Annotated in this window: 20 protein-coding genes; 10 read left to right on the top strand and 10 right to left on the bottom strand. The window is 60.2% G+C overall.

The genetic code is table 11. The features are described 5' to 3' along the window. The first annotated feature begins 12 nt into the window (after positions 1-12). Both AC1ROR_RS21500 and AC1ROR_RS21495 read left to right on the top strand, forming a co-directional pair. Positions 13-867 (top strand): LysR family transcriptional regulator, encoded by an 855-nt coding sequence (locus AC1ROR_RS21500; protein WP_035223853.1) that lies wholly within the window; start codon positions 13-15, stop codon positions 865-867. Positions 868-1,106: 239 nt separating this feature from the next. Continuing rightward, complete coding sequence (locus AC1ROR_RS21495; protein ID WP_498590678.1) at positions 1,107-2,645, top strand: FAD-dependent monooxygenase; 1,539 nt, start codon at positions 1,107-1,109, stop codon at positions 2,643-2,645. 103 nt (positions 2,646-2,748) lie between these two features. Here AC1ROR_RS21495 and AC1ROR_RS21490 read toward each other — a convergent pair whose 3' ends face one another. Further along, positions 2,749-3,030, bottom strand: a complete 282-nt coding sequence (locus tag AC1ROR_RS21490) for a K+/H+ antiporter subunit F (RefSeq protein ID WP_191856362.1) — start codon at positions 3,028-3,030, stop codon at positions 2,749-2,751. A 388-nt stretch (positions 3,031-3,418) separates the two neighbouring features. Between AC1ROR_RS21490 and AC1ROR_RS21485 the strand changes: the two genes are divergently transcribed. From AC1ROR_RS21485 to AC1ROR_RS21475, 3 genes are all read left to right on the top strand, one after another. After that, on the top strand, positions 3,419-4,507 hold the full coding sequence (locus AC1ROR_RS21485; RefSeq protein WP_498590677.1) for a calcium:cation antiporter: 1,089 nt from the start codon (positions 3,419-3,421) through the stop codon (positions 4,505-4,507). A gap of 479 nt (positions 4,508-4,986) precedes the next feature. Further along, the gene (locus AC1ROR_RS21480) at positions 4,987-5,733 is read left to right on the top strand and encodes a F0F1 ATP synthase subunit A (RefSeq protein WP_035223856.1); all 747 of its coding nucleotides are present in this window, start codon (positions 4,987-4,989) and stop codon (positions 5,731-5,733) included. Positions 5,734-5,847: 114 nt separating this feature from the next. After that, on the top strand, positions 5,848-6,630 hold the full coding sequence (locus AC1ROR_RS21475; protein ID WP_498590676.1) for a pyrroline-5-carboxylate reductase: 783 nt from the start codon (positions 5,848-5,850) through the stop codon (positions 6,628-6,630). Between the two features lie 14 nt (positions 6,631-6,644). On the opposite strand, the gene AC1ROR_RS21470 is transcribed toward AC1ROR_RS21475, so the two are convergent. Continuing rightward, the gene (locus AC1ROR_RS21470; RefSeq protein ID WP_498590675.1) at positions 6,645-7,253 is read right to left on the bottom strand and encodes a nucleotidyltransferase domain-containing protein; all 609 of its coding nucleotides are present in this window, start codon (positions 7,251-7,253) and stop codon (positions 6,645-6,647) included. 24 nt (positions 7,254-7,277) lie between these two features. Beyond that, positions 7,278-8,657 carry an aminotransferase-like domain-containing protein gene (locus AC1ROR_RS21465; protein WP_498590674.1) on the bottom strand — a complete coding sequence of 460 codons (1,380 nt, stop codon included), beginning with the start codon at positions 8,655-8,657 and terminating at the stop codon, positions 7,278-7,280. Positions 8,658-8,805: 148 nt separating this feature from the next. Here AC1ROR_RS21465 and AC1ROR_RS21460 point away from each other — a divergent pair, with 148 nt between their 5' ends. The 3 genes from AC1ROR_RS21460 to AC1ROR_RS21450 are packed head-to-tail and all read left to right on the top strand — an operon-like array spanning position 8,806 to position 10,962. Continuing rightward, positions 8,806-9,435: a LysE family translocator gene (locus AC1ROR_RS21460; protein WP_498590673.1), complete on the top strand. Its 630-nt coding sequence runs from the start codon at positions 8,806-8,808 to the stop codon at positions 9,433-9,435. A 57-nt stretch (positions 9,436-9,492) separates the two neighbouring features. Beyond that, complete coding sequence (locus tag AC1ROR_RS21455; protein WP_498590672.1) at positions 9,493-10,338, top strand: PhzF family phenazine biosynthesis protein; 846 nt, start codon at positions 9,493-9,495, stop codon at positions 10,336-10,338. A gap of 27 nt (positions 10,339-10,365) precedes the next feature. After that, positions 10,366-10,962, top strand: a complete 597-nt coding sequence (locus AC1ROR_RS21450; RefSeq protein ID WP_142173297.1) for an NUDIX domain-containing protein — start codon at positions 10,366-10,368, stop codon at positions 10,960-10,962. 46 nt (positions 10,963-11,008) lie between these two features. Here AC1ROR_RS21450 and AC1ROR_RS21445 read toward each other — a convergent pair whose 3' ends face one another. From AC1ROR_RS21445 to AC1ROR_RS21420, 6 genes are all read right to left on the bottom strand, one after another. Next, complete coding sequence (locus tag AC1ROR_RS21445; RefSeq protein WP_080838786.1) at positions 11,009-12,607, bottom strand: MFS transporter; 1,599 nt, start codon at positions 12,605-12,607, stop codon at positions 11,009-11,011. Beyond that, entirely contained in the window at positions 12,604-13,044 is a 441-nt protein-coding gene (locus AC1ROR_RS21440; RefSeq protein WP_080838783.1) for a DoxX family protein, read from the bottom strand. The genes AC1ROR_RS21445 and AC1ROR_RS21440 overlap by 4 nt, the downstream gene beginning before the upstream one ends. A 189-nt stretch (positions 13,045-13,233) precedes the next feature. Further along, complete coding sequence (locus AC1ROR_RS21435; protein WP_498590671.1) at positions 13,234-15,216, bottom strand: amidohydrolase; 1,983 nt, start codon at positions 15,214-15,216, stop codon at positions 13,234-13,236. Further along, positions 15,216-15,506, bottom strand: a complete 291-nt coding sequence (locus tag AC1ROR_RS21430) for a XapX domain-containing protein (RefSeq protein WP_498590670.1) — start codon at positions 15,504-15,506, stop codon at positions 15,216-15,218. The genes AC1ROR_RS21435 and AC1ROR_RS21430 overlap by 1 nt, the downstream gene beginning before the upstream one ends. Positions 15,507-15,578: 72 nt before the next feature. Next, the gene (locus AC1ROR_RS21425; RefSeq protein ID WP_020811322.1) at positions 15,579-16,271 is read right to left on the bottom strand and encodes a hydrolase; all 693 of its coding nucleotides are present in this window, start codon (positions 16,269-16,271) and stop codon (positions 15,579-15,581) included. Positions 16,272-16,413: 142 nt separating this feature from the next. Continuing rightward, complete coding sequence (locus AC1ROR_RS21420) at positions 16,414-17,346, bottom strand: VOC family protein (RefSeq protein WP_498590669.1); 933 nt, start codon at positions 17,344-17,346, stop codon at positions 16,414-16,416. Between the two features lie 116 nt (positions 17,347-17,462). On the opposite strand from AC1ROR_RS21420, the gene AC1ROR_RS21415 reads away from it, so the two are divergent. Then, a complete protein-coding gene (locus AC1ROR_RS21415; protein WP_035223876.1) occupies positions 17,463-18,362 on the top strand; it encodes a LysR family transcriptional regulator in 900 nt (299 codons plus the stop codon). A gap of 42 nt (positions 18,363-18,404) precedes the next feature. On the opposite strand, the gene AC1ROR_RS21410 is transcribed toward AC1ROR_RS21415, so the two are convergent. Next, the gene (locus AC1ROR_RS21410; RefSeq protein ID WP_498590668.1) at positions 18,405-19,295 is read right to left on the bottom strand and encodes a LysR family transcriptional regulator; all 891 of its coding nucleotides are present in this window, start codon (positions 19,293-19,295) and stop codon (positions 18,405-18,407) included. A 131-nt stretch (positions 19,296-19,426) separates the two neighbouring features. Between AC1ROR_RS21410 and AC1ROR_RS21405 the strand changes: the two genes are divergently transcribed. Next, entirely contained in the window at positions 19,427-20,278 is an 852-nt protein-coding gene (locus tag AC1ROR_RS21405) for a type 1 glutamine amidotransferase domain-containing protein (RefSeq protein WP_498590667.1), read from the top strand. Positions 20,279-20,446 lie beyond the last annotated feature (168 nt).

Genomic DNA, 20,446 nt, shown 5'->3' with positions numbered 1-20,446 from the left:
TGGATCATTGCCATGACCACGCTGGATGTGGATGCCGTCCAGGCTTTCGTCACCATCGCCGATCTGCAGAGCTTCACCCGTGCCGCCGAAACGCTTGGAACCACACAGGGCGCCATCAGCGTCAGGCTCAAGCGGCTGGAGGACCGGCTCGGCCAGCGGCTCCTCGAACGAACGCCGCGCTCGGTGAGGCTGTCGGCGCAAGGCGCCGTGTTTCTCGCTCCTGCCCGTGAATTCCTGGCCGCGCATGATCGCGCCATCACCGGCCTTTCGTCCACGCGCCGCCGCTTCGGTCTCGGCATTGCCGCCCATGTTGCCGGGCCGGAAGTGCCGACGCTGCTGGCACGGCTCAATGCACATGATCCGGGGCTGACGATTGAAGTGCGCATGGACAATTCCCGCGCGCTGCTGGATGCCTTCGACCGCGGCGAGATCGACGCCGCAATCATCCGGCGCGAGGATGACAGACGGGATGGCGAAGTGCTCGGGCCCGAGCATTTCGGCTGGTTCGCAACCCCGCAATTCGAGCATAGACAGGGTGAGCCGCTGCGACTGGCAGCCCTTTCGCCGGCCTGCGGCGTGCGCGATATCGCCACCCGCACTCTCGATGCCGCCGCCATCGCCTGGACGGAAGTGTTTCTCGGCGGAACGTCGTCGATGGTAACCGCAGCCGTGTCGGCAGGGCTCGCCATTTCGGCCTTCTCCTGCCGTCTGGCACCGCCCGGGACCGTCGAGGTCAGCCAGCGTTTCGATCTGCCGCCGCTGCCTTCCACCGAGATCGTCATGTTCTCCACCCTCACCGACAGCAGATCGCGCGAGGCGCTGCGCACGCTCGCCGCCGCTTTCCGGGAGCACCGGCCGGGACAGTGAGCCATGGCAAGGGCCGGATATGGCTTGCCGGGCGGTCGCTGCGGCGCTATAGAGAAGCGTCGAAAAAGGCACGACTTGGTGTGGTCTAGCCCAAGTCCTTTCGGAAACGAAAGCTCTGTCCATGCCCCGTGCATGAGTCCCACGACGAACAACGACGCTGTTCAGGCGTCAAATTGTTCGTCCGTGTGGTTCTCAAAATCGACGAGCCGCTCCGGTCGAACGACCAGAAGGAGCAGTTCATGTCAAATAATCCAGACACTTATGATGTTGTCATTGCCGGCGCCGGCCCTGTCGGCCTGTTTCTCGCCTGCGAGCTTCGTCTCGCAAACCTTTCGGTCCTGGTGCTGGAGCAAGCCCCTGACCCTTGCTCTCCGCTCAAGAAACTCCCCTTCGGCATGCGTGGCCTTTCCGCGCCGACCATCGAAAATTTCGACCGGCGCGGCTTGCTGGATGATCTTGCCGAACGGCAGCGCACCAAAGAGCAATCGAACGACAGCCATTTGTCGGCCCAGCACTGGATGCACCAGCAGCGCCGTCCAGGCGGCCACTTCGCCGGCATTCAGTTTTTTCACGACAATATCGATCCCTCGAAATGGGCCTATCGCCTGCCGAATTCGACACCCGTTACCATGGCTTCCAGCATGGAAGAGATCGAATCGGTTCTGGAGACACGTGCCAATATTATGGGTGCCGAGATCCGGCGGGGCGCCGGTATTGATGGCTTCGAGCAATCGGACGGGGCCGTAACCATTCGCGCCGGCGGCCGGACATTTCGCGGACGGTGGCTCGTTGGCTGCGATGGCGGCCGCAGCACCGTGCGCAAGGCTGGCGGTTTCGATTTCATCGGCACCGATCCCGAATTTACCGGCTATTCCGTCGAGGTCGAAATGGCGGATCCGGAAAAACTCGCTGCGGGTCGCCACTACACGCCAACCGGCATGTATACCTACCAGAAGCCCGGAACCATCGCGATGGTCGATTTTGACGGCGGCCGGTTTCACCGCACCAGCCCGATAACGCTGGAGCATGTGCAAGCGGTATTGCGGCATGTTTCCGGCACCGACGTCACGGTCACCAATCTTCAGCTTGCAACCACCTGGACGGACCGCGCCTATCAGGCCACGACATACCGCAGGGGCCGGGTATTGCTGGCCGGTGATGCCGCGCATATCCACTCTCCGCTTGGCGGACAGGGGCTCAATCTCGGGCTGGGCGATGCCATCAATCTTGGCTGGAAACTTGCAGCGACGATCCATGGCACTGCACCGGACGGATTGCTGGACAGCTATACGAGCGAACGGCACCCGATCGGCGCGCGGGTTCTCGACTGGTCGCGCGCCCAGGTCGCGCTCATGCGTCCAGGCCGGAGCAGCCGGGCGCTGGAGGCCATCATCCGCGATCTCATCGAGACCCGCGATGGCGCCACATATTTCGCCGAGCGCGTCTGGGGCGTTTCCATCCGCCACGATCTTGGCGGCAACCATCCGCTTGTCGGCCACAGCGTCCCGGATTTCGAACTGATGGACGGGAGGAGGACCGGCGAACTTTTGCGAGAAGGAAAAGGCCTGCTCTTGAACTTTGGCGCGGATGCATCCCTTCAATCACTGACCGATCGCTGGAAAGGACAGATCGCATATGTCGCGGTCGACGCTGCGGATCGATTGGGATTGAGCACCCTGCTGGTGCGTCCCGACGGGATCGTCGCCTGGGCTGCGGATTCCATTCCCGACAAAGAGGAAATCGCGCAGGCCGCGGCCCGATGGTTCGGCGTGGCTTGACAGTAGCTGAAGCAGGGAATCGGCCTTGCTTAACGATGCGCTTGACGGCGGCAAAAGCCGCCGCCAGCTCCAGCATTTTACCGACACGACCGAAGCCAACCCGTTACTCGATCACCTCACCTCGCATGAGAAACTTCGCCAGCGCGACCGTCGAAACGAAGCCGAGAACGGCAAGGATGAGAATGAAGGGAAGGTAGAGGGCGTTTCCGGTTTTAATCGCCAACACCAGCGCCTGTAATATTCCCAGATTGTAGATGGTATCGACAGCCATGACACGATCTTGCACGCGTGGCCCCTTGATCAGGCGATATGTGGCAAGCGCCATGGAAAGCAGAAGCATTCCCTGGGCAAAACTGGTCGACCAATAAATGATATCCGAACTCAACATCGCCGACACCGCTCAGCAAGGTCGCGCCGGAGAAATAAGGCAAATCTGCAAAGGGTGGTCGAAAGGGATCATGGCTCTCTCCTCGTGTTCTTTACACACGGGGCCGTCCCCTCTTGATCCGGATGGCGCAGGTCGTCCTGCACAAATGGGTGCTATCATCAGTGGCACCTATCTTCAAGACAGCTATTTAAGCGCCATTGCCTTCAAGAACCCGGTCATGGTATCGCTGAAGCCAGCTGCTTGACGAAGCTTCGTTCGGGACGACCCGAATGCGACAGATTGCCGGGGACGACCCCAGATGAGGTCGCCTGCAATGTCAGATACAAAATCTCCATCATTTATCCGGGGGCCCTGGCCCAAACTCGTCTTGGCCTGGCTGGTCGTCGTGGTTTTCCAATTCGCCGGTAAGTCATGGCTTTCGCCCGATATGACGCCGGCCATTGCAATCTCCTGCTTTCTCGTTCTCTTCATCACAATCCTGATGGCGGCCTTCGGCGTCGTGAAAGAGGCTGACGAACTTGCCCATCAGTTGGGCGAACCTTACGGAACGCTCATTCTCACCCTCTCGATCGTTGCAATCGAGGTGATCCTGATCGCCGCCGTGATGCTCGGGCCCAACGAGGCGCCGACGATCGGACGAGATTCCATATTCGCGGTGATGATGATCATTCTCAACCTCGTGACGGGTATCTGCCTGCTCGCGGGCGCGATACGTTATGGCGAACAGGAATATAATGCGCCGGGGGCCGTCTCCTTCATCGCGATGACGGTCGTATTGGCCGGTGTCGCGCTGCTGGTGCCGAATACGCTGCCGGCAGGCGACGGCACCTTTACCGCTCTTCAGGCCGTTGTGGTTTCGGTCGTGACCGTGATTGTCTACGGCGGGTTCCTTGCCCTTCAGATGGGGCGCTACCGCAGCCACTTCATGCAGCCCGAACCGGGCCGGATGTCGATCCGGCTGGCGGAACCAATCGCTCGCGGCATGACGGATGATCATGTTCCTCAGGAGGGCGGGGCCGGCAGAAAAAACATCATTCATTCGGCAATGCTGATCGGGTTGATGTTACCGATCGTGCTGCTCGCGCATGACCTTGCCGTCGTCATCGATTTTGGCGTCGCCCGGGCCGGTGCTCCCGTGGCGGTTGGCGGCGTGCTCATCGCGATCATCGTCTTCACGCCGGAATCGATCACGGCCGTCAAGGCTGCGCTGAAAAACGAGACACAAAGGGCAATCAACCTGTGCCTCGGTGCATTCGTCTCGACAGTCGGGCTGACCGTGCCGGCAGTTCTGACAGTCGGCCTCCTGTCCGGCAAAACGGTGATCTTTGGAATTTCGTCCACGGAAACCATCCTGTTTACGCTGACCATCGCACTGACGACCCTCACCTATCTGGGCAGGCGAACCTCCGCGGTACAGGGTCTTCTGCACCTGATGCTGTTCGCGATCTTTGGGCTGCTGCTGTTCACGGCCTGAAAACATCCGGCATCGCGGGACGGCCCGCGCTCTGCGAAACCAAACGGGGACGGCCCCACAATCGTGAGATTCATGATGTGGAAAACGCCGCAGACGCTTTATCGAGACATTTCGGAAACGGCCATGCGGAGTGCGCACGAGCGCACCGCAAGCTGGAAAACGCTGATCTCATCGGCCTTGATCTTCATTTTTGTCGCCAACCACGCAGTCAGGCTCTCCCGCGCCGATGCATTTGCCCGAAAGCCATTGCCACCCGCCGGCGATTTGGCTAGAAAGCGCTCGCGCGGGACGACCCGCGCCTTGAAGCGTTCCGGGGACGGCCCTGATTCTCAATCTTGGGATCAGGATGACCGACCTAGCGAACACCCTCCTCATTTCTGATGCTCCATCAAACGCGCGGCCTTCCTGCGTCCGGCAGAGCCGCGACCTTGCGCATCAGCATGTCCCCGTCATTGCCGCAATCTACTGAAGGACCTTCCATGGCCGGCCCTATCGAGCAATTCGAAGTCAAACCTCTCGTTGAAATTACCATCGGTGATATCGATCTGAGTTTCACCAATGCCTCGGCATACATGTTCCTCACCGTCACCCTGGCGAGTTCGTTCCTGCTGCTGGCCACAAGCAGGGCGCGCCTCGTGCCCGGCCGGTGGCAATCCAGTGCTGAAATGCTTTACCTGTTCGTCGCCAAGACACTGCGTGACAATGCCGGCGAGCAAGGAATGCGGTTCTTCCCCTTCGTCTTCTCGCTTTTCATGTTCATTCTGTTCGCGAACATGATCGGCATGTTTCCTTACGCTTTCACCGTCACCAGTCAGATCATCGTCACATTTGGTCTGGCGATGATGGTGTTCGGCACCGTCACGCTTTATGGGCTTTTCAAACACGGCATCCGTTTTCTCGGCCTGTTCAAGCCGGCCGGGATCCCGGCAATTCTCGCACCCATCATCGTGCCGATTGAAATCATCTCCTATATGTCGCGACCGGTCAGCCACTCCGTCCGCCTGTTTGCTGTCATGCTTGCCGGTCACATCACCCTGAAGGTCTTTGCCGGTTTTGTCGTGTCGCTGGCCAGCGTCAATGCCCTCGGCATGATCGGCGCCATCGCACCGCTTTTCATGACGGTCGCGATCACGGCGCTGGAGTTCCTGATGGCTGCCATTCAGGCCTATGTCTTCACCATGCTGACCTGCATGTACCTCAATGACGCCTTGCATCCGGGCCACTAGCATACCGATCTGGAAATCGGCCACCTGCGTGTCGACAATTCCGGGCTGAAAATTTAGCATTGCGCGAAAATCAGATGGCCGACGTATTTTCGGCCCTCACCGCGCGGAGCAAACATGTCCCTTCCCCAGAAGATCGGTTTTATCGGAACCGGAGCGATCACCGATGCCATGGTAAGGGGCCTGCTCGGCAAGCCCGCCGCCGTGCCGCATGTCATGGTCTCCCAGCGCAGCGCGGATATCTCGGCCCGGCTTGCCGCCGATTTTCCGCAGGTGATCGTGTCCGGCGACAATCAGGCAATCGTTGACGGCTGCGACACCGTCATGCTGGCGATCCGACCGCAGATCGCCGAAGAGGTCATCCGCGCCTTGCGGTTTCGGGATGGACAAAAGGTCATAAGCGTCGTTGCCGCGACAGACCGGCAGGCCCTTCTCGACTGGATCGGTGCGGATGTGCGCCTCACGCAGGCGATCCCCCTGCCCTTCGTTGCCCGGCGCAAGGGCGTCACCGCCATATATCCGCCCGATATGGATACGGCGGCGATCTTCAACGTTCTCGGCAATGCGGTGGAATGCGAAACCAAGGCGGAATACGACCTTCTCGCCGCCGCAAGCGCGCTAATGGCCACCTATTTCGGCATTTTGCAGCACACGACGGAGTGGCTTGTCGAAAACGGCCTGCCGGAAGAAAAGGGGCGCGCCTATCTTGCACCCCTCTTCGCTGGCCTATCCGAGGTAACGCTCCATGCCGGCAGGGACATCGACTTCATCGACCTCAGCCGTGAATTCGCCACCAAAGGCGGGCTCAACGAGCAGGTCTTGAACGATTTCAACGACAATGGCGGTTCGGATGCGCTGAAGCAGGCTTTGAGCCGCGTGCTGGAGCGGATTGCGCAATAGGCGCAATTCGATGCCTATAGCGCCTTTGCCCACTCGTGTTCGGGGTGGAGGTGCTCGAGACAATCCCGCAGCCACCGACGCTCGGACGCCGACAATTTCGGTGCGGCGTGTGCGAAATCCTTCTCGTCCTTGGGCCGGCGGTGCTTTGCCTTGAACAGCAGCACGGCGGCGGGGTTTAGGTGGGGAATGCCGTCAGTGGTCAGCGCGACCATTTCGGCGCGGGGCCGCTTAATTTGCGGATCCCTTTTGTAGGCCCAGCTATCATCCGTTCCCGGCTCGATCATCATATCAACCCGCCAGCGGAGAGCGGCACGATCGAAACACCATATCTGGAAAATCTCCGTCGCCGGTTCCCGGTCGGCGGCCAACCGTTCGAGCACGCCGTCATTGACGGTGTAAAATTCCATATCGTTCAATTCACGCCGGAAAATGCCCAGATCCTCACGCAGGACCGTGAATTCCAGATCCTCATGCTCGCGTGTCTTCTTCCCGTGCCACAGATCGAGAGCCCATCCGCCAACCACGCACCAAGGTTGTGATACGTTGCTCAATCGCCGGAAAAGCTCGGCAGGGCTCCAGGGCTCCCAGATATCCTGATCAGGGACAAGGCTTTGATTATTCATGCTGTCGGATCTCTCATGCGATTGTCATGGTCGTGATTTGGTCCCGGCTGCGTCGGACCACCGTTTCAGCAATCCCGCCAGAAGCATCATTGCCCCGGTCAGGTCGTCGAATGACGGGCCGCCGAGGCAAAACCGAATGCCGCTTGCCTGATCCTGCGAATCCACCATCATGGACTCCGGAGCGGTCAATCCTATACCGCTTGCGGATGCGATGGATACGAAACGATCCGCGGCGTCACGTTCCATCGGAAGCCAGACATTATATGCAGCGGGATGCGAGACCAGCTCGCTGACACCGAGAAGAGAAACAGCGAGAGCAGAGCGCCGCCGCGCCTCGTGATGCAGATCCCGCTGGACCGACGCAATGATGCCGGTGGCCAGCCACTCCTCGACCACCGCGCAGGAAAGCGCTGAGGGGGCCATCGGCACATCCTGCAAAAGACGCTCCGCTGCGCCCTTCAATCCTGCCGGCAGCATGAGCATGCCGATCTGCAAACCGGGACCGAGCGATTTGGACAATCCATTCACATGCAATGAAATGTCAGGCGCCAATGCCGCCAGGGGACGCAAACCGGTTTCGGATGCCGCATACACGCCGTCCTCAATGATCCAGACGCCGGCCCGGCGGCAAATATCCGCAATGGCCTGCCGCCGCGCCGCGCCCATGGTGGCGGTTGTCGGGTTGTGCAATGTCGGCGTCAGATAGACCGCCCTGCCACCGCGCGGGGCCGTGCCGCCAAGCGCTTCCGCAAGCGCCTCAGGCACCATTCCCTCGGCGTCGATCTCCACCCCCCTCATCCGGCACCCCTTGCGCCGGAGAAGCGAAAGGGCGCCGGGATAGGTGATCCGCTCGGTCAGCAGCAGACCGTCGGGACCGCAGGCAAGATCGAAGGCCAGCGCCAGTGCCTGACGGGCGCCACTCGTCAGCACCAGATGCGACGGATCGATGGACAATCCCAGCGTTTCCAGCCACCGCGCCAGAACACGGCGGTGTTCCACATGCCCGGCGGGCGGGGCGTAGAGATTGAAATGATCCGCATCGATCTTGCGCGCGATCCCGGTCAGCGTTTTTGCCAGAATGCGGGGGTTGAGCGTGGGCGGTGGCGCGTTGGAGGAGAGGTCGATCTGCCGATCGGCATGCGCCTCCTGCAGCGCCACGAATGTACCCCGCCCCTTGACGCTGCGCGTCAGGCCGCGCCGTTCAAGAGCCGCATAGGCTTTCGTCACCGTGCCGAGGCCAACGCCCAGTTTCCATGCCAGATCACGATGAGCGGGCAGGCGGTCACCCCCCGCCAGCCGCCCCTCGATAATGTCATCGGCAAGGGCAAGCACCAGCCGTTCGGCCGCATTCGCCTCGATGTTCGCGAGGCGGGGCGTCCAGGGGGATTGCAGCAGCACAGGCACTACCTCGTTTAAAGTGTCACGTTACACTATTTCAATAAACAGCAAGTGTAACATAGGCTATGACGTCGCTTCGTGAAACCCACATCGTTCAACGCGACGACCTCCCGCTCTTTCCGGGGACGCCCTTTGATTGCCGGAGAACGTCCGAATGATCGCCAGCCAGCTCGCCCTCGTCTATGGCACCTATCTCATCGCCACCGCCAGCCCGGGGCCAAGCAACATGGCGATCATGGCGACGGCCATGCGTGACGGCCGCTTGCCGGCGCTCGTCCTGGCCGCAGGCGTTATCACCGGCTCGCTCTTCTGGGCGATCCTTACCGCGACCGGCCTGTCCGCCGTGCTCACCACCTATGCCCAGGCGCTTTTCGTCATCAAGATCGTCGGCGGCTTCTATCTGCTATATCTCGCCTTGCGCGCCGGCAGATCGGCCCTGAAGCCGGCCCACGACATCGCAGGCACCAATGCCGGGCGTGCAGGGCCGCGCTATCGGGCGCTCTACCGGCAGGGCCTTTTCATGCATATCGGCAACCCCAAGGCCATCCTCTCCTGGATAGCGATCATGTCGCTGGGGTTTCGCGCGGAAGGGTCAGCCGGCATGCTGCCGGCAATCATTGGCGGCTGCGCAATCCTCGGTATCATCGTATTCGGTGGCTATGCCCTGCTTTTTTCTACGGCCTCGATGGTTGCGCTCTACACCAGATTGCGGCGCTGGATCGAATCCGTGCTTTCTGCCGTGTTTGCCATTGCTGGCATTAAACTGCTTGTCTGGCAGGGCTGAACGCCCCAACCCTCCGCACGACCACCACCCATTGATTCAAACTGAAAGAGCGATGTTATGACCTTTACACTCCATATGATCGATGTGTTCAGCGCCGGTCCGCTTTCCGGCAATCCGCTGGCGGTCGTCACCGGCGCCGACAATTTGACGACGGATGACATGCAGCGACTGACGCGGTGGTTCAATCTTTCCGAAACCACATTTCTGCTGCCGCCTACGCATCCAAAGGCTGACTACCGGGTCAGGATATTCTCGCTGGACAGGGAGTTGCCCTTTGCCGGGCACCCCACACTGGGCAGCTGCCATGCCTGGCTCTCCGCCAAGGGTACGCCAAAAAACGAAACGGAAATCGTGCAGGAATGCGGTGCGGGGCTGGTCACGATCCGGAATGAGCATGGACGGCTTTCCTTTGCCGCCCCGCCTCTGATCCGTTCCGGTGCCCCAACGCCGGCTGAACTGGAAGAGGCATTGCAGATCCTGCGCATCGAAGCCCGCGACATTGTTGATGTCGCCTGGGTCGATAATGGTCCCGGCTGGCTGGGGATCAGACTTGCTTCAGCAGAAAAAGTGCTTGCTCTTGACCCAGCCCGCAGCTGGCACCGGCATATCGATATCGGCGTGGTGGGTCCGCATGCGACAGGCGGCGAGACCGCCTTTGAGGTCCGCGCTTTCTTCAGCGATCATCTGGGCACCATCGCCGAAGATCCCGTCACAGGAAGTCTCAACGCCTCGCTGGCGCAATGGCTGTTTGCCACGGGCGTGGTAAAGCAGGACTATATCGCCGCGCAAGGCACACGCCTTGGCCGGAACGGCCGCATTTACCTGACACGCGACGATGCCAGCCAGATATGGGTCGGCGGCGAGACGCACACACATGTCGAGGGCCGGTTGCAAGGCCTTTGAAAAGACAGATGAAAACGAGGTGACTGGATGGACAGCAGCGTTTACCGCCCGATTTCCGAACGCGTCTTGGCAGATGATTGGGGACGGCTGACCAAATATGAATATGAACTCCGGCTCAGAGACGGAAGCTGGCAGCGGCAGACCCGGGAGGCCTATGATCGCGGCAACGGGGCGACATGCCTGTTGTATAATCCCGCGAACGACCATGTCCTGCTGACGCGCCAGTTCCGGCTGCCGGTTCTTTTGAACGGCGGCCTGAAATCACTGATCGAGACACCGGCGGGGCTGCTGGAGGGCGCAGAGCCTGCAACGCGCATGCGTGCGGAACTGATGGAGGAGACCGGCTATGAGGTTTCCGAACTCACGCATCTGTTCGATATCTATATGAGCCCCGGATCGGTCACGGAATATCTGGCCTTTTTCCATGGCGAATATGCCGAAAAACACAAGGTCGGCGCGGGTGGCGGCTCCGCTGCCGAAGGAGAGGATATTGATGTGCTGGAAATCGCCCTTCCCGAGGCGATGCGGATGATCGATCGTGGCGAAATCCGCGATGCAAAGACGATTATTCTGCTCCAGCATCTTGCCCTTCGGCTTTTGCAGGAAAAGCACGGCCTGCGCTGATCCTGACCCGGACAATAAAAAGGGGCCAATCGGCCCCTTTTCCAATTCAAGCTTTGCCTGGACGATTGATTGTCAGGAAGTGCCGCACGACCGGTCTTTCCAGACCCGAGTGATAGGCGAGTACCTTGCCCTGCAGATCCGCATCGGCATTGGAGACCCGCTTGTGCTGTCGCAGGTGCTCGGCCCAGGATTCCACCATGAACCATTCGACGATCTTCTGCGGATCGGCGGAATCTTCGGTCACACCCCAGCCATAGGCGCCATCCCGTCGACGTTCCTGGGACAGCTCGTCAAGCGCATGCAGGAATGCGCTGCGGTGATGTTTTTCGACATTGTATTCGATCAGTATCAGAACCGGGCCACGGTCATGGGCCACCGGCTCGGCAACGAGCGGCTCGGGCCAATGGTTGGAAGGCACCATATCCGCATCTCCGGCAGGCAACTTCAGACGATGCATGACGAGACCGGCGACGAACAAACCAGCAGCGCCAATCAGAAGGGTTCCCGGCACGCCCGCCGCTTCGCCAACCGCACCCCAGCCGATGCTGCCCGCCGTCATCGCGCCATTAAAGACGGTGAGATAGACCGCGAGGCCACGGCCGCGCACCCAGTTCGGAAGAATAGCCTGAGCAGCACCGTTCAGCGTCGTCAGCGCCGTGATCCATGCGCCGCCAAGAAAGAGAAGGATGATGATGGCAAGCCATTTGGGCGGAGCAAGCGACAATCCCGCCATGACGAGTGCGGTAATAAGGGCTGCCCCCAGAAGCAAGCCATCAGCATCGAAACGTGCGCGCAGTTTCGGCATGATCAACGCGCCGCCGATGGCGCCGGCACCGACCGCGCCAAGCAGGATGCCATAAAAGCTGGCATCCCCGCCGAGTAATTGCCGGGCGACCAGGGGCAACAGCGCCCAGACGGCACTGGCAAAAGCAAAGAAGATCGCGGCCCGCAGCAGGACGACATGCAACGGCCGGCTGGCGCGGGTGTAACGAAGGCCCGCCCGGAATGCCCCGAAGAAACCTTCGGCCAGTGCATCATTGGCGTTCTTCGCCCTTGGCCACCATAAAAGCGCGGCGATGACCACGAAATAGCTTGCGACATCGGCGCCATAAGTGAATGCCGCGCCGAAAGCCGCAAGCAGGATGCCGCCGGCGGCGGGACCGATGGAGCGGGCGATATTGATGCCCAGCGAGTTCAGCGCCACGGCGCTCTTGATATCCTCACGTTTCACCAGTTCCGGCACGATGGCCTGCCAGGTCGGCCCCATCAGCGCCGCACCAATACCGCCGAGGAAGGTGAGCCCGATCAGCGCGCTGACGGACAACAGGCCGGTATGGGAAAGAACCATGAGGGTGACGCTGACCGAGGCCAGCAGAAGCTGGACCGCGATCAGGAACTTGCGGCGGTCGAGAATATCTGTCAGCACGCCGGCCGGGATCGCCAGAAGAAAGATCGGCAGGGTTCCGGCCGCCTGAACCATGGCGACGGCCGCTGGCGAGGCCGAAAGATCGGTCATCAGCCATGAACTGGCGACATCGCGCATGAAGCTGCCGGTATTGCCAAGCACCGTCGCCGCCCAGAGGACCGCGAAAACCGGTTGCGCAAGGGGAGCAAAGCTGCTCGCGGAGGATTTTGCGGCACTCATTTGCCTGTTCCTTTCGTGAGATCGATTGCAGCGACGATGATGAAGGCGCCGGCAAGGCCAAGATGCTCGAAGAAGGCGTTGGTGGCCATCATGCGGTCCATGCCGGGCGCCATTTCCCAGAAACGGAGAGCGATGAAGGTGGCGAGAAGCGTGAAGCCTGCCAGCGCCAGAGCGCCGGCCCAGCGCAGGAAGCCCGACACCACCAGAGCGGAGGCGGTAAGCTCGAACAGGATGACGACGACAGCGAATGCGACCGCCGGCTGAAGGCCAAAATGGCTCATCTCGGCAATCGCTCCGGGGAAGTCGAAGATCTTGGTCAGCGGCCCCTGAATATAGGCCGAGCAGAGCGCCAGAAGCGCGAGGGTTTTCGTTACGGGCGCGGCAACGATATCGGCGAGAAGCCCGCGAGGGCGAAGGGTTGAAGATGGCTCAGTCATTTTTTGCTCCTGCGATCTGGCCGGTCGGTTCGAGCGGCGCTGCGTTCATCTGATGGAGCGATATTGGCGCAAAGGATTATCGCCAACAATTGCATCAATAGTTTCTATATAATTGCGTATTTCGCAATATTCTTGAGCAGGCCGGGCAGCGGCGATCCGCTGCCCGGTGGATTTTTCCGCTGGCCGGGCTCAGACTGCCCAGCAGGAGCAGCCCAGCGCTCCGAAGAAGCCCTTCAGATCGGCAATCGGCAATTTCGACGTCCATGCGCCGGCATGGTCATGGCCGTGAACGCCGCAATCATTGGCGCAGCCGCAGGAGGTGATGGCTGCGCGTCTGAGCGAGTTCTTTCCAGCGCCCTGCGGCTCACCCCAGGCGGCATAACCGCCGAAGGTTCGCACAGGCGACCAGTCGGGCATCGCCGGCGGAATATTGCTTTCATCCAGCGTCCTGAAGTCGCCGGCGCCATAAACGACCTTGCCGCCCACCATGGTCAGTTCCGAGGTGAGGAAGGAAATCTCATCTTCCGCGCAGGAGAAATAATCCTTGTCCGGCACCACGAGATCGGCGAACTGGCCTTTTTCGATGCGGCCCTTCTTGCCTTCCTCGTTGGAGAACCAGGTGACTTTTTCCGTCCACATGCGCAGCGCCGTCTCGCGGTCGAGGCAATTGGCGCGCGGATAAAGCTGCATGCCGCCCACCGTCTTGCCCGTCACCATCCAGAACAGCGACACCCACGGATTATAGGAGGCGACGCGCGTCGCATCCGTACCGGCCGAAACGTTCACACCCTTTTCCAGCATCCGCGCAATCGGCGGGGTGGCTTCCGCCACGCCCTGACCGTAACGCTCGACGAAATATTCACCCTGATAGGCCATGCGGTGCTGGGTTGCGATGCCGCCGCCAAGGGCTGCGATACGGTCGATAGAGCGGTCGGAAATGGTTTCGGCATGGTCGAAGAACCAGTTCAAGCCTTCGAGCGGAATGTCCCGGTTGACCTTTTCGAAGACATCCAGCGCCCGCGAAATCGTCTCGTCATAGGTGGCGTGCAGACGCCACGGCCAGCGGTTTTCCGCCAGAATGCGGACGACGTCTTCGAGCTCGCCTTCCATTTCCGGCGGCATGTCCGGTCGCGGCTGGCGGAAATCCTCGAAATCGGCAGCGGAAAAGACCAGCATTTCGCCTGCGCCATTGTGCCGGAAATAGTCGTTGCCCTGCTTGTATTTGACCGATGACGTCCAGTTGAGGAAATCCTCCTTCTCCTGTTTCGGCTTCTGCGTGAAGAGATTGTAGGCCAGCCGAACCGTCATCTGGTTCTCATCCGACAGCTTCTGGATCACCTCGTAATCGTCAGGATAATTCTGGAAGCCGCCGCCAGCATCGATCACGCCGGTCACGCCCAGCCGGTTCAACTCACGCATGAAGTGGCGGGTGGAATTGACCTGATAATCGAGCGGCAGCTTTGGCCCCTTGGCGAGCGTCGAATAGAGGATGCCGGCATTCGGCTTGGCCAGCAGCAGGCCGGTCGGATTGCCGTTCGCATCGCGGGTGATCTCGCCGCCGGGCGGGTTCGGCGTGTCCTTCGTGTAGCCGACGGCGCGAAGGGCTGCGCCATTCAGCAGCGCCCGGTCGTAAAGATGCAGCAGGAAGACCGGCGTATCCGGCGCTACCGCATTGATTTCCTCGATGGTCGGCAGGCGCTTTTCGACGAACTGATGTTCGGTGAAGCCGCCGACGACCCGCACCCATTGCGGCGCCGGGGTGATCGCCACCTGACGCTTCAGCATGTCCATGGCATCGGCAAGTGAGCGCACGCCGTCCCAGCGCAGTTCCATGTTGAAGTTCAGGCCGCCGCGAACGACATGGGTGTGGTTGTCGACCAGGCCGGGCAGAACCCGCTTGCCCTTCAGATCGATGATCTTCGTATCCGGCCCGGCAAGGGCCATGACCTCGGCGTCGCTTCCCACCTCCAGAAACAGGCCGTCCTTGATGGCGACTGCCGTTGCATTCGGATTGCCGCGGTCGAGCGTCGTGAAGCGGCCATTGTGAAGGATCGTATCTGGATGCATGGAAGAACCTCCGGTCTTGATGGGATCAGCGGCCTTAGCCGGTGAAAACAGATTCGGAAAGGCAAGGCTCGAAGCCGCGCCAAGAAAGGTGCGTCGTGTCGGCATCAGCCTCTCTCCCGCTCGATCGGCTGTTTAACTTCGGCGAGACCCGTGGTTTCAGCGCCACCCTTCGGCATATGGCCGAACATGTGCGGCTTGATCTGGTTGATCCACGAAACGACGGCCGGTTCCTTGCCGGCGATCGTCTTCGCGAAGGGAATGATCTGCTCGCCAACCAGGATGCCGAGCAGGCCGACGAGAGCGATGATGGGCGGTGCGGGAGAGCGCACATTGAGCAGGCTGTAAACGATGCCGACCAGCAGGCCGGCGCCAAGGGACAGAAGATAGACTTTCATGGGAACCTCCTCGATGGGTGAAAGCCGCACCGGCCTGGATGTCGATCCTGCCGGTGCGGCGCGGTTGAAAGCTTATTTCTTGGCCGGGTTGGGGCCGATGCGCTTGCCGTGCTTGACGCGCTCTTCGCCGCCATGGACATGGGTAACGGCATAGTCGATGCCCATGCCGTAGGCGCCGGAATGTTCCTTCACCAGCGAGGTGACGGCGTCATAGGTTTCCTTGCGTGCCCAGTCGCGCTGCCATTCGAGCAGCACCTGCTGCCAGGTGACGGGAATGATGCCGGCCTGCACCATGCGGTCCATCGCATATTTATGCGCATCGACGGAGGTGCCGCCGGAGGCGTCCGCCACCATGTAGATCTCGTAATCCGCGACATCGTGGAGCGCGGAGAGCGCGAAGGTGGTGTTGCACACTTCCGTCCAGAGGCCGGAGACGACGATCTTCTTGCGGCCGGCCGCCGCATTCTTCGCCAGCGCATCGCGGACATTCTGGTCATCCCAGGAATTCATCGAGGTGCGCTCGAGAATGTCGTTTTCCGGGAAGACCGCGAGCAGCTCCGGAAAGGTATTGCCGGAGAAGCTTTCCGTTTCGACCGTGGTAATCGTCGTCGGGATATTGAAAATCTTTGCCGCCTTGGCGAGGCCGACGACATTGTTCTTCAGGGTCTGGCGGTCGATCGACTGCACACCGAAAGCCATCTGCGGCTGCTGGTCGATGAAGATGAGCTGGCTGTTGGCGGGGGTCAGGACTTCGAGCTTGGACATTTTCGTTTCTCCGTTCTGGTGGTGATTGCCGATCTGCGGCGGTGGAAATTGACAAGTCTTCGCCAATCGGCTGCCCGGCACGGGCAGCCGTCTTGAAAAGGCGCGGAAGTATCGATCAGTGGGTGTGGGTTACACGCCCGGTTTACGCAGCGAGAGGAGCGAGATTTGCCTCGATCTGGTTGCGGAACGGCTCATAGCGGTTCGGCAGCTTGAGTGCTTCGCCGAGATGCGCCGTATCCTCGTCCCGGTCGAAGCCGGGTTCGTTGGTGGCGATCTCGAACAGGATGCCGCCCGGTGTGCGGAAATAGATCGCCCAGAAATAATCACGGTCGATAACGGGGGTAACCTGATAGCCGGTATCCATCAGCGCCTTGCGGACTTCGAGCTGCTTTTCGCGGTTTTCGACTGCGAAGGCGATATGGTGGACAGAGCCTGCTCCAGGACGGGCAAAGGGCGTCTTTGGCAGGGTTGCGAGATCGATCGTATCGGCCCCGTTGCCCCCGGGAACGATGAAGCGCGTAACATTGCCTTCGACTTCTGCCCGTTCATATCCCATGAAGTGAAGAAGTTCCTCAGTCGCGGCCGTGTCGTTCAGATTGAAGCGCGCGCCGGTGAAACCGCGTATGGCGTTGTCTTCGGAAATACCCTCAGCCAGCCAGGCAGCACGAGCGTCATCAGCTATTTCGATGAGTGCAAGGCCATCGCCATCGGGACCGGTGAAGCGCAGGCGATTGGCGCCAAAGACCGTGTCGGCCTGAATGCCGGTGGCACCCTTGGCACTGAGACGCTCTTTCCAGAAGCCCAGCGAACCCTTCGGAATGGAGAACTGGGTCTCGCCCACTTCGCCGACGCCGGGACGACCGGCCATCATGTTGGCAAAGGGAAAATAGGTCATGACCGTGCCGGGCGTTCCTTTTTCGTCACCGTAATAGAGGTGATAAACACTGGGTTCGTCGAAGTTGACGGTCTTCTTCACCCGGCGAAGCCCGAGCGTTTCGGTGAAAAATCTGTTGTTCTGCCTGGCATCCGACGCCATGGAGGTGACGTGGTGCAGACCCTTGATATCCTTGATCATGGCCGGAGCCTTTCTTGCTGGTGTGCCCGTTTCGATGACAAAGATGTAACCCGCTTGATTGCATTGCGGAATTGCAATATTTCTCTCGAATGAATTGCAATTTTTGAAATAATCGGATGAACGATCACAAAGCTCTCAAAACGTTTCTGATGGCCGCCGAAAAGCGCAACTTCGCGCAGGTCGCCCGCGAACTGGGCATGACAGCCGCCGCCGTCACCCGTGCGATTGCCGCGCTTGAAGATGATCTGGGTGTGCAACTATTTGTCCGCACGACCCGTCAGGTGTCGTTGACGACGGATGGCGCTGTCTTTGCCGCGCAGATTCAGCCGGCGGTCGAGGCGCTCGAAAATGCACGGCGCGATGTCCGCAATGCCCATAAGGCCGACGAAGGGCGGTTGCGGATCAGCGCACCGACTTGGCTCGGCAAGACGGTGCTGCCGCCAATCCTGTCCGGCTTCCGCGAACTCTATCCGAAAATGTGCTTCGAGATTTCCCTGTCGGACGGCCTCGTCAACATTGTCGACGACGACTACGATCTCGCAATCCGCATCTCGTCGGCCCCATCGGACAAATTCACCATCTGGCGCAAGATCAGGGCCGTGCCGCGAATATTGGTGGCGGCACCGGGCAGCCGGTTTACGCAGATGGAACATCCAAGCGAATTGACCCCTGACGATTGCCTTGCCTATAGCGGTGAAAGCCGGCGGGAGAACTGGGCACTCTCGGACGGCGGATCGAGCTTTACCATCGCTGCCGGTCGCGCATTCAGCGCCAATAATGGCGAGGTTCTGGCTGATATGGCGGCAGATGGCGCGGGCGTGGCGATGCTGCCGGGATTTCACATCGCCGAGCATATTCGCAGCGGCCGGCTCGTTCATGTCCTGCCCGGCTGGGCACCGCCGGAACTCTGGTTGACGCTCTATTACCCGCCCTATCAGGCCCTGCCACCCCGCATCGCCACTTTCTCGAAATTCTTTGAGGAGCAGCTGCCGGCCTATATGGTGGCGCTGGAGTAGGCTTCAGGATCGGCATTCCCCTGCGCGCCCTTGCATTATACGCTACTCGAGCAGCGTCTCGACGAGCGCGCGGGTGGCCGCAGAAAGGCTTCTATGGGGAACATAAAGGATCGAGAACGGGCGCGAGCGACCTGACGCCTGCGGCAAAAGTTCAACAAGGCTGCCGCGTTCGATCCGTTCGCGTACAATGAAATCATAGGTCTGGCAGATGCCCATGCCCGCCTCGGCCAGGGACATGACGCCCAACACGTCCTCAGAAACCTCGACCGTGCCCTGCGGCATCCAGTCTATATCTTTACCATCAACTGAAAACAGCCAGGCGCCCGGACGGCCGGTACTGGGCATGATGAATGGAAGGCATTGATGCCGACCCAGATCGTCGACCGAGCGTGGCATACCCATGCGCTTGAGATAGGCAGGGGAGGCAACCAGGCGCAGCGGCGCATCCTCCAGCTTGCGACCGACAAGCCCGCTGTCAGGAAGGTGACCGAGACGGATGGCGATATCATAACCCTCGGCGACCAGATCGACATTCCGGTTTGAAATACTGACTTCGATCTGCACCTTCGGATGAAGGGTGGCGAAGCGCGCCAGTTTTTCCGGTAGCCGGAAATGCCCGTAGGTCGTGGAAACACTGATGCGTATGCGCCCGCCGAGCGGGCCATCCCGCCCCTGCACCGCCCGCTCGGCATCGCTGATTATCGTGAAAGCCGCTCGAGCCTGTTCCAGATAGGCAAGGCCTGCTTCGGTCAGGCTGAGACGCCGTGTCGTCCTTCGCACCAGTTGCGTTCCCAGACGCGTTTCGAGGCGCGTGATCGCCCTGCTGAGGACCGATGGCGTTGTGGAGAGCGCCACCGCACCGGCGCTGATCGACCCTTTGTCGATAACGGTGACAAAAGCCTCCACGTCACCGAGATAATCGAAACGCCGCATGATTATACCCTCTGGAGAACAGATGATTTCCACGGCGTCATGTTTATCGCCTTCTTCGGAGAGAATAAATGCTCTTCATCGAATGCATGCGGCCCCGCCGCCGATGATATCAGTCACCCCAGGAGACAGACATGAAACTGATCCGTTCGCTTGCGGCAACGCTTGCACTCATCTTCGCCGGCGCGCAGGCCGAAGCTGCCAACATCCTCGTCGTGCTCTCGGACGAAAATCATCTTGATCTCAAGGACGGCAAGGTTTTCAAGACCGGTTTCTATCTCAATGAACTGATGCAGCCGGTGAAGGCCTTTCTCGACGCCGGCCACGAGGTGACCTTCGCAACGCCGAAGGGCAAAATCCCGGCCGTCGACAAGACCTCGATCGACAAAATGTATTTCGGCGGAGACGAGGCAGCCATGCGCGCGGGCGAAGCCCTGCTTGCGGAACTGAAGATACTGGATGAGCGCGCTTCACCCGTCGTTAGCCTCTCGCGCATCGAACAGATCGGTTATGATCATTTCGACGCGGTCTATGTTCCGGGCGGACATGCCCCCATGCAGGATTTGCTGGTCAGCCCCGAACTTGGCGCGCTTCTCCGGCAGTTTCACACGGAGGGAAAGATAACGGCGCTGATGTGCCATGGGCCGATTGCCCTGATGTCCACTCTGAACGATGCCGCTACATTCAAAGACGGCCTGGAGACCGGTGCGACCCCGAAGACCCCCGCCGACTGGATTTATGCCGGATACAGGGTCACCGTCTTCAGCAATGAGGAAGAAGAAATGGCCAAGCCGTTGCTTGGCGGCGGTGAGATGAGGTTCTATCCCCAGGATGCCCTGCAGCAAGCCGGCGCGATTTTCGTCAGCAACAAGACGGCCTTCGAACCGAACATGGTAACTGACCGTGAATTGATCACAGGCCAGAACCCGGCAACCGCGAATCAAGTCGCAAGCGAAATCCTCAAGCGTTTGAAAACAAAGATGTGACGACCGTTGGGTTGGAGAGAAAAGCTCGTCCGGCCGAGCACATTTACTATCCGGCTAATCTTCTGCTTTGACTGCGATGAGGTCGTTCCAACCGGAACGACCTCACTAGCAAATCTGCCATCGAGGCGAGTACGTGGGACAGGACTCTCCCGCAAGCGTTCCGGTACC

The sequence above is a fragment of the Agrobacterium sp. GW821-FHT14E08 genome (assembly GCF_058803865.1).
Note: the sequence above shows the minus strand (reverse complement) of the source record. Positions and strands in the feature narration are given on the sequence as shown.

Excerpts from the sequence above, each read along its gene's own strand:
- AC1ROR_RS21495 (WP_498590678.1), top strand. The coding sequence starts at position 1,107 with ATGTCAAATAATCCAGACACTTATGATGTTGTCATTGCCGGCGCCGGC.
- AC1ROR_RS21470 (WP_498590675.1), bottom strand. The coding sequence starts at position 7,253 with ATGAATAATCAAAGCCTTGTCCCTGATCAGGATATCTGGGAGCCCTGG.
- AC1ROR_RS21500 (WP_035223853.1), top strand. The coding sequence starts at position 13 with ATGACCACGCTGGATGTGGATGCCGTCCAGGCTTTCGTCACCATCGCC.
- AC1ROR_RS21460 (WP_498590673.1), top strand. The coding sequence starts at position 8,806 with ATGATCGCCAGCCAGCTCGCCCTCGTCTATGGCACCTATCTCATCGCC.
- AC1ROR_RS21420 (WP_498590669.1), bottom strand. The coding sequence starts at position 17,346 with ATGATCAAGGATATCAAGGGTCTGCACCACGTCACCTCCATGGCGTCG.
- AC1ROR_RS21450 (WP_142173297.1), top strand. The coding sequence starts at position 10,366 with ATGGACAGCAGCGTTTACCGCCCGATTTCCGAACGCGTCTTGGCAGAT.
- AC1ROR_RS21455 (WP_498590672.1), top strand. The coding sequence starts at position 9,493 with ATGACCTTTACACTCCATATGATCGATGTGTTCAGCGCCGGTCCGCTT.
- AC1ROR_RS21405 (WP_498590667.1), top strand. The coding sequence starts at position 19,427 with ATGAAACTGATCCGTTCGCTTGCGGCAACGCTTGCACTCATCTTCGCC.
- AC1ROR_RS21430 (WP_498590670.1), bottom strand. The coding sequence starts at position 15,506 with ATGAAAGTCTATCTTCTGTCCCTTGGCGCCGGCCTGCTGGTCGGCATC.
- AC1ROR_RS21410 (WP_498590668.1), bottom strand. The coding sequence starts at position 19,295 with ATGCGGCGTTTCGATTATCTCGGTGACGTGGAGGCTTTTGTCACCGTT.
- AC1ROR_RS21440 (WP_080838783.1), bottom strand. The coding sequence starts at position 13,044 with ATGACTGAGCCATCTTCAACCCTTCGCCCTCGCGGGCTTCTCGCCGAT.
- AC1ROR_RS21480 (WP_035223856.1), top strand. The coding sequence starts at position 4,987 with ATGGCCGGCCCTATCGAGCAATTCGAAGTCAAACCTCTCGTTGAAATT.
- AC1ROR_RS21425 (WP_020811322.1), bottom strand. The coding sequence starts at position 16,271 with ATGTCCAAGCTCGAAGTCCTGACCCCCGCCAACAGCCAGCTCATCTTC.
- AC1ROR_RS21415 (WP_035223876.1), top strand. The coding sequence starts at position 17,463 with ATGAACGATCACAAAGCTCTCAAAACGTTTCTGATGGCCGCCGAAAAG.
- AC1ROR_RS21475 (WP_498590676.1), top strand. The coding sequence starts at position 5,848 with ATGTCCCTTCCCCAGAAGATCGGTTTTATCGGAACCGGAGCGATCACC.
- AC1ROR_RS21435 (WP_498590671.1), bottom strand. The coding sequence starts at position 15,216 with ATGCCGACACGACGCACCTTTCTTGGCGCGGCTTCGAGCCTTGCCTTT.
- AC1ROR_RS21445 (WP_080838786.1), bottom strand. The coding sequence starts at position 12,607 with ATGAGTGCCGCAAAATCCTCCGCGAGCAGCTTTGCTCCCCTTGCGCAA.